8 protein-coding genes are annotated in these 10534 nt (G+C 35.9%); 5 read left to right on the forward strand and 3 right to left on the reverse strand.

The annotated features are described in order from the left end of the window. Positions 1 to 213: 213 nt before the first annotated feature. Genes DHU68_RS12500 through DHU68_RS12515 form a run of 4 tightly spaced genes read left to right on the forward strand, consistent with a single transcriptional unit; the run spans position 214 to position 6778 of the window. The gene (locus DHU68_RS12500) at positions 214 to 1386 is read left to right on the forward strand and encodes an efflux RND transporter periplasmic adaptor subunit (RefSeq protein WP_108823338.1); all 1173 of its coding nucleotides are present in this window, start codon (positions 214 to 216) and stop codon (positions 1384 to 1386) included. After that, a complete protein-coding gene (locus DHU68_RS12505; protein WP_108823339.1) occupies positions 1383 to 4541 on the forward strand; it encodes an efflux RND transporter permease subunit in 3159 nt (1052 codons plus the stop codon). Before DHU68_RS12500 ends, DHU68_RS12505 begins: the two co-directional genes overlap by 4 nt. After that, a complete protein-coding gene (locus DHU68_RS12510) occupies positions 4534 to 5910 on the forward strand; it encodes an efflux transporter outer membrane subunit (RefSeq protein WP_108823340.1) in 1377 nt (458 codons plus the stop codon). The genes DHU68_RS12505 and DHU68_RS12510 overlap by 8 nt, the downstream gene beginning before the upstream one ends. Before the next feature lie 55 nt (positions 5911 to 5965). Beyond that, positions 5966 to 6778: an alpha/beta hydrolase gene (locus DHU68_RS12515; protein WP_108823341.1), complete on the forward strand. Its 813-nt coding sequence runs from the start codon at positions 5966 to 5968 to the stop codon at positions 6776 to 6778. A gap of 61 nt (positions 6779 to 6839) precedes the next feature. On the opposite strand, the gene DHU68_RS12520 is transcribed toward DHU68_RS12515, so the two are convergent. The 3 genes from DHU68_RS12520 to DHU68_RS12530 all read right to left on the reverse strand — a co-directional run bounded on the left by DHU68_RS12520 (position 6840) and on the right by DHU68_RS12530 (position 9049). Beyond that, positions 6840 to 7232 (reverse strand): HIT family protein, encoded by a 393-nt coding sequence (locus DHU68_RS12520; RefSeq protein ID WP_108823342.1) that lies wholly within the window; start codon positions 7230 to 7232, stop codon positions 6840 to 6842. Between the two features lie 4 nt (positions 7233 to 7236). Beyond that, on the reverse strand, positions 7237 to 7704 hold the full coding sequence (greA, locus tag DHU68_RS12525; RefSeq protein WP_108823343.1) for a transcription elongation factor GreA: 468 nt from the start codon (positions 7702 to 7704) through the stop codon (positions 7237 to 7239). Positions 7705 to 7876: 172 nt separating this feature from the next. Beyond that, positions 7877 to 9049 (reverse strand): DUF4369 domain-containing protein, encoded by a 1173-nt coding sequence (locus DHU68_RS12530; RefSeq protein WP_108823344.1) that lies wholly within the window; start codon positions 9047 to 9049, stop codon positions 7877 to 7879. Positions 9050 to 9353: 304 nt separating this feature from the next. On the opposite strand from DHU68_RS12530, the gene DHU68_RS12535 reads away from it, so the two are divergent. Continuing rightward, on the forward strand, positions 9354 to 10214 hold the full coding sequence (locus DHU68_RS12535; protein ID WP_108823345.1) for a hypothetical protein: 861 nt from the start codon (positions 9354 to 9356) through the stop codon (positions 10212 to 10214). Positions 10215 to 10534: the final 320 nt, after the last annotated feature.

A 10534-nucleotide genomic window follows, 5' to 3' on the forward strand; every position in this document is an offset into this window, starting at 1 on the left:
AGTATGATTTTTAATCTTAACAAATAGTTAAAATTATCTCGTTTATTGTTTCTTTGTCTTTTTTTAGAATAAGAGTTTGTGTAAACAATCTTCAAAAAAGAGATCCTATAATAAGGATAGGTATTTGATTTCTTATACAATTCTCGAGTCTGTGTTTAAACTATATTACACATAGACTTGTTTAAACTCGCAAATGCAACTAGACAATTTTATATGAATTACGTCAAATTATTTTTAACTGGAACTTTACTCTGTTCTCTACTCCTTTCATCATGTAAGGAAACGACAGAAGAGCGACCTATTGTAGAAGTAGAACCTGCATCAATAGACGATATAGAAATATATGGTGACTATGTGGGTTTAATAAAAGCTTCAAGTAATGTAGAAATACATGCACGAGTTGAAGGATTTATAGAGAAAAAGACTTTTAAAGAGGGAAAAGAAGTAAAAGCCGGAGAACCTTTGTTTTATATAAATGATAGACCTTATAAGGCAAAGGTGGAAAAAGCTAAAGCCCAATTGAAAAGGAACGAAGCGCAACTAGCCAAATCTGAAAGTGACTTAAGTCGTATTGAACCGTTATTTAAATTGAATGCAGCAAGTCGGCTTGATTTGGATAACGCAGTAGCAGCAGTAGATATTGCCAGAGCTGATGTTGCGATGAGCAAAGCTGACCTTGAGCAAGCTAATCTAGAGCTTAGTTATACTATTGTACGCTCACCCTTGACTGGCTTTATCAGTGAACGTTATGTTGATGTAGGAACACTTGTAGGAGGGTCGAAGACTTTTCTGGCTACAGTTGTAAAAAGAGATACGGTTCTGGTCGACTTTAAATTAACATCACTAGATTACCTCAGAAGTCAACGACGTAATGTGCATCTAGGAGAATTAGATACTACGCGATCTTGGCAACCTACAGTGACCGTTACCTTAGCAGATAATTCTGTTTATAACGAGAAAGGTATTGTAGATTTTGCTTCGCCTCAGGTTGATCCCAAAACAGGTACTTTTGGGGTAAGGGCAGAGCTTCCAAATCCCAATCAAGTACTTTTGCCGGGGCAGTTTACTCGAGTAAAATTATTGTTGGATGTGATGGAAGATGTTGTTGTTGTTCCTCGTAAAGCTATATCGATAGAAAAGGGTGGTGCATTTTTGTTTGTCGTCAGACCTGATAGTGTTATAGAGAAGCGTTTGGTTGAAACAGGACCTGAGCAAAATAATAAAATTGTCGTATCCAGAGGTCTTAACCCCAATGAATATATTGTAGTAGAGGGATACCAGAAATTATCTCATGGTAAAAAAGCAATTCCTAAAACAAAAGATGGTGCTGCTAATATTATCCCTCAGAATAATGCTACAGAAACTAAAAAGGAAGATAACGAATGAAGCCCGGACTTTTTATAGACAGACCAGTTCTGTCCACTGTATTATCGTTACTGATAGTGATTATTGGTATTATAGGGCTTATTCTTCTACCTATAGAACAATATCCGCAAATAACGCCACCGGTAGTAAAGATTAGTGCTTCATATCCTGGAGCTAACGCGACGACTGTATCTCAGGCTGTGGCTACATCTATTGAGCAGCAGTTGAACGGTACACCCGGTATGATTTATATGGAATCTAGCAGCTCGAATACCGGAGGACTTTCTATTACTGTTACTTTTGATGTTAATACAAATGCCGATTTAGCTGCAGTAGAAGTACAAAATAGGGTGAAGCTTGCTGAGTCTCGCTTACCTGCCGAAGTGCTTCAGAATGGAATTTCAGTAGAGAAGCAGGCTCCCGGACAATTAATGACAATCGCTCTGGTGTCAGATGATCCTAAGTATGATGAAATTTACCTTAGTAATTATGCTACAATTAATATTGTAGATGTATTAAGGCGCATACCTGGTGTTGGACGAGTATCTAATGTCGGTAGCCGTTATTATGGTATGCAGATATGGGTGTATCCCGATCGCTTAGCAAGCTTTGGCTTAACGGTAAAAGATCTTCAAAATGCCTTGAAAGACCAAAATAGAGAATCTGCTGCAGGTGAATTAGGTAAACAACCTATTATTGACGTGGATGTATCTATGCCTATTACAGCCCAAGGTCGTTTGTCTACAGTTGATCAGTTTGAAGATATTGTAGTGAAAGCTGATAATGATGGTTCATTTATCAGAATGAGAGACGTTGCAAGGGTTTCGCTCGAAGCTTCTTCATATAATACAGAGAGTGGATTGAATGGTAAGTATGCAACCATGCTAAGTCTCTATTTGTTGCCAGGCGCAAATGCAATGGAAGTTGCAGATGAGGTGAAATCGGCAATGGTTCAGATTAAACAAGATTTTCCCGAAGGGTTAGATTACCTTGTTCCTTTCGATATGACTGAGTATATAGGGGAATCTATTCATGAGGTTTATAAAACCTTATTCGAAGCCTTATTCCTGGTTATATTGGTTGTCTATCTCTCTTTGCAAAACTGGCGTGCTGCTATTATTCCAATTGTCGCCGTACCTATTTCTTTGATTGGAACATTCGGCTTTATGTTGATAATGGGATTCTCTTTAAATATGTTAACCCTGTTAGGGTTGATTCTGGCTATCGGTATTGTCGTTGATGATGCTATTGTCGTTGTCGAGAACGTAGAACGAATAATGGAAGAAGAAAAACTGAGTGCTAGAGAAGCAACCCATAAGGCTATGAAAGAACTAACGGGGGCACTTATCGCAACCTCATTAGTGTTGGCTGCTGTATTTGTTCCGGTTAGCTTTTTGGATGGGATAACAGGTTCCTTGTATAGACAATTCTCTATAACCATTGTAGTTTCTGTTCTTATCTCGGCTGTTGTAGCTTTAACCCTGAGTCCGGCGATGTGTGCTATAATATTACGCCCTTCGTTAAAAGGAGAACAACAAAATATAGTATTTCGTAAGATAAATCAGTGGTTATATAGAGGAAATTCCGAATATAATGGAATCTTGAGAAAAGTAATAGCTAATCCTCGTCGGGTAATGGCTGGGTTTGGAATGATATTGGTGTTTATCTTTGTCCTGAATAAATTTGTACCCTCTAGTTTTATCCCTCAGGAAGATCAAGGTTATTTTACTGTCGAGCTAGAAATGCCTGAAGGTACTACTCTTGAACGTATTCGTACAGTAACTGATAAAGCGGTTGCTTATTTAGACAATCATGAGGCTGTAGAATATGTGCAAAATGTGACAGGATCTAGCCCTCGCGTAGGAACAAATCAAGGTCGTACAACACTAACTGTGATTTTGAAATCGTGGAAAGAAAGAAGTGTTGGAGTGGATGAAGTGATGCAAGATGCGCGAAAAGAATTTTATAATTACGCTGAAGCAAGAGCATTCATCAGTCGTCCTCCGGTTATTCCGGGACTAGGCTCTGCCGGTGGGGTAGAGATGATGTTGCAAGCTCGATCGGATGCCCAATGGGAGGATTTGGTCGCAGCCCAAGATACGTTTATGTATTATGCTAATAAATCGAAGGTGTTGTCTAATGTATCATCGGCATTGCAACCCGAAATTCCTCAATTATACTTTGATGTAGATAGAGATCAGGCGATGTTGTTAGGTGTACCTATGTCTGATATTTTCTCTACGATGAAAGCTTATCTAGGGTCTGTTTATGTAAATGACTTTAATATGTTCAATCGTATATATAGAGTTTATATACAGGCAGATCAGTCATATAGAGCTACGGCGGATGATATCAACTTGTTTTTTGTAAAAACATCAAACGGAACAATGGTGCCTTTGACTGCTTTGGGAAAAACAAGTTATACTACAGGACCGGGTAATATTTCACGATTTAATATGTATACATCTGCTCCAATGCAAATAACACCAGCTGCTGGGTATAGTTCTGGTCAGGCTATGGAAGAAATCAATCAGATTGTAAATGATCATCTTCCTGATAATATAGGTGCAGCTTGGAGTGGTCTCTCTTTTCAAGAACAAAAGGCAAGTGGGCAATTAGGTGTTGTGCTTGGCTTGGTTTTCTTATTTGTTTTCTTATTCTTAGCTGCTTTATATGAGAGTTGGACAGTTCCTATTTCGGTTATTCTGTCTTTGCCAATTGCTGCATTGGGTGCCTTTCTGGGTATTTGGATTGTAGGGCTAGATAATGATATTTATTTCCAAATTGGTTTGATAACATTGTTAGGACTTGCTGCTAAGAATGCTATTCTGATTGTTGAATTTGCGAAGATTCAAGTTGATGAGGGAATGGATCCTATTTATGCTGCTCTTAAGGCTGCAAGATTACGTTTTCGTCCGATATTGATGACCTCTTTGGCTTTTGTCTTGGGGATGCTGCCTATGGTTATAGCTTCAGGTCCGGGATCAGCTAGTCGTCACTCTATTGGGACTGGAGTTTTCTTCGGGATGATAGTCGCTATAACGCTTGGTATAATCTTGATCCCTTTCTTTTTTGTTATGATTTATAAAATGAAAGAGAAATTTAAGATTCCTGAATTAAAACTTCCATCCTTCTTGAATTTAAGCAAATATATAAAACGAGATAAAAATGTGTAAGATACGCTATATAGTAGTTATATTAATAGTATTTTTTTCCTCTTGTAAAATAGGGCAAAAATACGAGCAACCAACTCTGAATATGCCGGTAACTTTTGATGCAGGAGGAATGTCAGAGGGTACCTCTGCTGATATTGGTTGGAGTACTTTGTATACAGATACAGTTTTACAAGGGCTGATAACTAAATCTCTGGAGCATAATAAAGATATGCTTGTAGCAGTAGCACGAATCAAAGAAATGGCAGCGAATAAGCGGATAAGTTTTGCTAATCTGTTTCCTGAAATAGGAGGTGAGCTTGCCGGACAAAAAGAGTATCTGAATTATGGAGGGGATGGTAGCAAGTATTCTCCCGAATTGCGTGCTAATGTGAATATGACATGGGAACTGGATGTCTGGGGAAAACTCCGTTGGGCAAATGATGCAGGTATCGCAGCCTATTTGCAGCAGGTTGAAAATCAGCGAGCATTGCAACTGACAATTGTATCAGAGGTTGCAAAATCTTATTTTGAACTAAGAGCTCTAGATAGAGAGTTGGAAATTGTGTTACAGACTCTTGATGCCAGAAATGAAGCTGTTCGTTTTGCTAAACTGAGATATGAAGGAGGGTTGACTTCAGAAATTCCTTACCGACAAAGTCTTGTAGAGTTAGCCAAAACTCAAACACTGATTCCTAATTTGGAGAATAAAATCCAGCTGAAAGAAAATGATCTGTTTGTTTTGGTAGGAGAATTCCCTTCCGGCGAAATATCTAGAGGCGGAGGAGATATAGATCGTCAACAGATTCTTCAAAGCTTACCTGTGGATCTGCCATCTTCTTTATTAAAGCGTAGACCTGATATGATTGCAGCCGAACAAAAGCTGATAGAGGCAAATGCAAAAGTTGGAATTGCACATACCGAAATGTTCCCATCTTTGAAGCTGACAGGAAGATTAGGAGGTGAAAATAGTGAATTGGCAAACTTCTTGCAAAGTCCTACTTGGTTCATTTCTGGTCTATTGACTGGACCTATTTTTAATATGGGTAAGAATAAAGCTAAACATGAGGCTGCCAAAGCTGCATATGAGCAAGAGGTCTATAAGTATGAAAAATCAGTTCTTGATGCTTTCAAGGAAGTGAATAACTCTATACATACATTCAATAAAATGAAAGAAGTGTATCGTTCTCAGAAAGCTTTGTATGAATCGGCTAAAACAAATAACGAATTAGCTCAGCATCAATATGTGAATGGAGTCATCCGTTATATAGATGTTTTGGACGCTCAGCGTCAGCTCTTCGATGCCGAGATAGCACTGAATACTGCTATCCTAAATGAATTGACTTCTATGGTTACACTGTATAAAGCATTAGGAGGAGGACTTGTTAAATAATTAAAGTTTAATATTATATATTTGCTGATATTTTAATTTTAAAGCAAATACCATTATGAAAAATAGTATTATATTACTTTTCTTGCTAAGTGTTTTCTCTTTGAATGCACAAAATAGATATGAGTTTAAGCAAGATATATCTTATATAGAGCAATCAGAAAAAGATGAATATCGCAGAGAAAGGTGTAAACTTGATGTGTATTATCCTACAGACATAAAAGATTATCCTACAGTAGTATGGTTTCATGGTGGAGGTTTGGAAGGAGGATCGAAACATATCTTTGATGAATTAAAGAATAAAGGGATTGCTATTGTTCCTGTAAACTATCGACTAAGTCCTAAAGCAACACATCCAGCATATATTGAGGATGCAGCAGAGGCTGTTGCTTGGGTTTCTAAAAATATAGAAGATTATGGAGGTAGAGCCGATAATATATTTGTAGCAGGTCATTCTGCCGGAGGGTATTTAACCTTAATGGTAGGGTTAGATAAAACGTATTTGGCAAAATATGGTGTAGATGCTGATCAGTTAAAAGGATTAATTCCTATTAGCGGGCAAACAAATACTCACTATACGATACGTAAGGAAAGAGGCTTACCTATGGATATTCCTATAGTAGACAAGTATGCTCCGTTAAATTGTGCAAGAAAGGATATTCCCCCAACTCTTCTTATTACAGGAGATCGTCATCTTGAAATGACTGCACGATATGAAGAAAACTTACACTTGGAAGCAATATTGAAAGCTTTGGGAAATAAAAATGTAAAATTGTATGAGCTACAAGGTTTCGATCATGGATCAATGGCCATCCCTAGTTGTTTCTTATTGTTGGAGTGGGTAGAAAAGTATAAGAAGAAAACGGAATAATATATAATACAAAAAAGCCGACTGTAAAAACAGCCGGCTTTTTCCTTTATAGAAAGGAGAGTTATATATTCTCTCTTATTTTTTTAGCTATTTGCTCAAATTCAGACTGATCTAATTTTACCCTTTGGTTGGATAAAATCATATCCGATTCCTTGTTTATGGGAATTAAATGGATATGGGCATGAGGAACCTCCATTCCAATAACCATTAAACCTATTCTTTTGCAAGGAACAGCTTTTTCAATAGCTTTGGCTACATGTTTAGCAAAAATGTTCATCTCAGCTAAAGTAGAGTCTTCCAAATCAAATATATAGTCAACCTCTTGCTTAGGGATAACTAAAGTATGCCCTTTGCTCATTGGATTTATATCCAAAAAAGCATAGAATTTATCGTTTTCTGCTACTTTGTATGAAGGAATATCTCCGGCAACTATTTTACTAAATATACTAGCCATTTTTTTATATTGAAATATCCATTATTTCGAAAGTCATAATTCCTGAAGGAACTTTTATTTCAGCTATATCTCCGACTTTTTTACCCATCAATCCTTGGGCAATAGGAGTGTTTACTGCTATTTTGAATTCTTTCAGATTAGCTTCGCTTTCCGCAACTAAGGTATAGGTCATTTGTTGATTATTCTTAGTGTTTTTTATAGTAACTTTATTCAGAATTTGTACAACATCTGTTCCTATTGCATCTTCGTTAATCAATCGAGCACTAGCTAAAAGATTCTTTAGTTGGGCTATTTTAGCCTCCAACAATCCTTGAGCCTCTTTTGCTGCATCATATTCAGCATTTTCAGACAAGTCTCCTTTGTCCCTAGCTTCTGCTATTTGCTTTGAAATAGTAGGTCTTTCGCTTTCTAAAAGGCTGATTTCCTCTTTCAGTTTTTTGTAGCCGTCTTCGGTCATGTAAGTGATAGCCATGATAATTAAAAATAAAATTAGTAAGTGACTATTAGTTTTTTTAAGTGTTTCTTAGCAACAAAAAGAAAAAGAATTCTTGCCCTATAGGCCAGAACTCCTTTTCTCTTTATCAATATTTATCCTAACAAAGATAGGATTTTAATTTTAGACTTTCAAAATTTTGGGAGAAGTTTTATAATAATTTTTGAATCTCTTTAGCTAAATCATCTTTCGGTGATAATCTTTTTGCAATCTCTCCATCTTTGTTTATTAGGAATGTTGCAGGGAAGTTGTTCAGATTGAATTTTATGATGAGGTCAGATCCTAAAGATTTTTCGTCTCTGACACAAATCCAAGGTAAATTAACAACGTTATTTAACCATGCATGTTTATCTGCGTCAAAAGAAACTTGGTAAACTTCTACTTTGTCTTTATTTTTCGTATAAATATTATTTAAGAGAATATTATGAGCCAGAGAAAAATCGGTTTGATACATAGTAAAGTCAAGGATAACTGCTTTCCCTTTTAAAGAAGCAAGGCTAATGGCATTGTTATTCTTGTCAGGAAGGCTTACGTTATAATATACACTGCTTTCTGTGATAGCGGCACTTTCTAGTTTTTTTATGTTTTCAGCTTGTTCATCTATTTTGCGTATTTGAGCAAGGGCACTAAGTGTGAAATTTTTCAAATGTTCAGATCTAGGAGAATTGCTTCTGTATTGATCCCAAATAGTAGCTAATGCCTGAAATATTCTAAGGTCTTTCTTGTCGTATGGGTCGAAAATCAAGAAGTCGTCTACTTTTTGAAATAGGGCGAAGTAAGAAGCTAAACTTTGTAAATCAGAAAATATTAAAGCCTTAGCCTCTTCTTTATAAGAATTAACAGCAGTTTGGGCTTCCGTAATATATTGCTCTTGATTGATAGTCTTGCTGTCAAACTGTTTTTGTAGATCCGAAAGGCTTCTGCTAAGTTTGCTTTGTAGCATAACTACATTCTTGATTGCTGACGAACTTTTAGATCCTTCGATAGAATAATCAAGAGCAAAGGTTTCTTTAGGAGCATTTACTCTAATTGTTTCAGTTGAGTCTATCGCAAGGTTAATCGTTTGTCCATTTAGTCTTAGTAAATAAAACTCGGAATAATTGATACTTGTAGGAGTGAATTTGAAAGCGCCATCCTTATCCAGCTTTACCGAATCGATGATTTCAGTATTGTTTAAATTTCTCCTTTCTATATATAACATTGTTGTATCAGCATTACTGATTTTACCTTCAACAACAAAATGAGGTTTATTCTCTTTACAGGCTGCTAAAGCAAGAACGATGATAGACAGAATAGTCAGTTTAGATAATAAGGAAGTTTTCATATAATATATTAATGTTATTTTATACGTAAAAATTAAAGAGCAACAAAGATATTAATTATAATCAAAAATAATTATTCTTCCAGTCTTCCTTTTTTTTATTAACTCAGAAATCTTTATATTCGAAGATCTAATACTAAGAGACTGCTGTGAAAAAGATGCTTAAAATAAATAGCTTATTACTTACATTCTTATTTTTATGTTTTCCTTTTGTATTCATGTATTCCCAAGTAAATAATACATTAGATGAGATTTACTTGAAAAATGGGAAAACAGCGAAGGGATTATTCTGAAAAGAGAACTAGGAGTGATTACTGTTCAGGTATTTGATAGTGTCACCTATAAAGAAAAGGTTCAGCGTTATCAACAAGCAGATGTTTTGAAAATTATACATAATACTTTAGGTATAAAGCAGGAGGTAGATAAAGACTCTACTGTTTTAGGTGTGGAAAAATCTTTAAATTTCTTTTCTGCAAAAGTTTCTGCTCCGAGTAATAATAAATCTACGCATACCGAAATGCCGGAATCATTATTAGCCGATGATGAAAGCTCTTCAATTAATCCTAGGTTAGAAAAACTTCCTGCTGCTAATATAATAGAGCTTCCAAATTTACCTCAAAGTGGATCTGTTTCAGAAGGAGAACAATCGGCGGCGCCTATTGATCCTTCCGAATTGAATACGGCACCCAGATCCAAAAGATATCATACAGGATGGTATCGTCAGATAAAAGGCTTTAGAATGTTCTTGGATTATGGACTTATGTTTGGTGTAGGAGACACGAAGAATAATAAAATGGAATTTGGAACATCTTTGGGTTATCAATTCAATCCCATATTTTATATCGGTGCAGGTACAGTAGGAGCATTGTCTCTAAATAAAAAGGATCACTCTATGCCTGTATTTATAAATGGGAGAGTCAATTTCATGGACAATTATATAACTCCATATTTAGATCTCCGAACTGGATACTCTGTTCTCGAAGGAAAAGGATTCTACTTTAGTTCCTCAGTAGGTGTAAGTTTTACGAAAAGAGGGAAAGAGGCTTTCAATATAGGGCTTACCTATACTTCTCAAAATGTAAAATATTATGAGTGGGAGAGAGGTGTTCGCTTTGCTATCAGAGAAGCTCAACATGGTCTAGGTTTGAGGATCACGTTTGAGTTTTAATTTTTTCTTATTTTGTTTTGATTTTTTTTATGTTTTACAACATCTTGTATATTAGTTTGATAGTTGCTAGATTTGTAATTCGCCTCAAAATATTTCAAAAAAGTATTGTAAAATATTTGGATTGTAAAGAAATGTTTTCTACTTTTGCACCCGCTTTGGTACTGAAACGGCGACGTTTTTAGGGGTTGAGGCGAAAAAAGAAAGCGATCTTTAAAGGAACTGAAATAACAACATCAAGAGTGTAGTACAAGTATACATATTATATATGTATGGGAAAAAATACTACCGTCAATTTACTTTGATAAATTGAGGACAGGATC

Origin of the sequence: Dysgonomonas sp. Marseille-P4361, assembly GCF_900343125.1 — a bacterium.
In the GTDB taxonomy this organism is placed as follows: Bacteria; Bacteroidota; Bacteroidia; order Bacteroidales; family Dysgonomonadaceae; genus Dysgonomonas.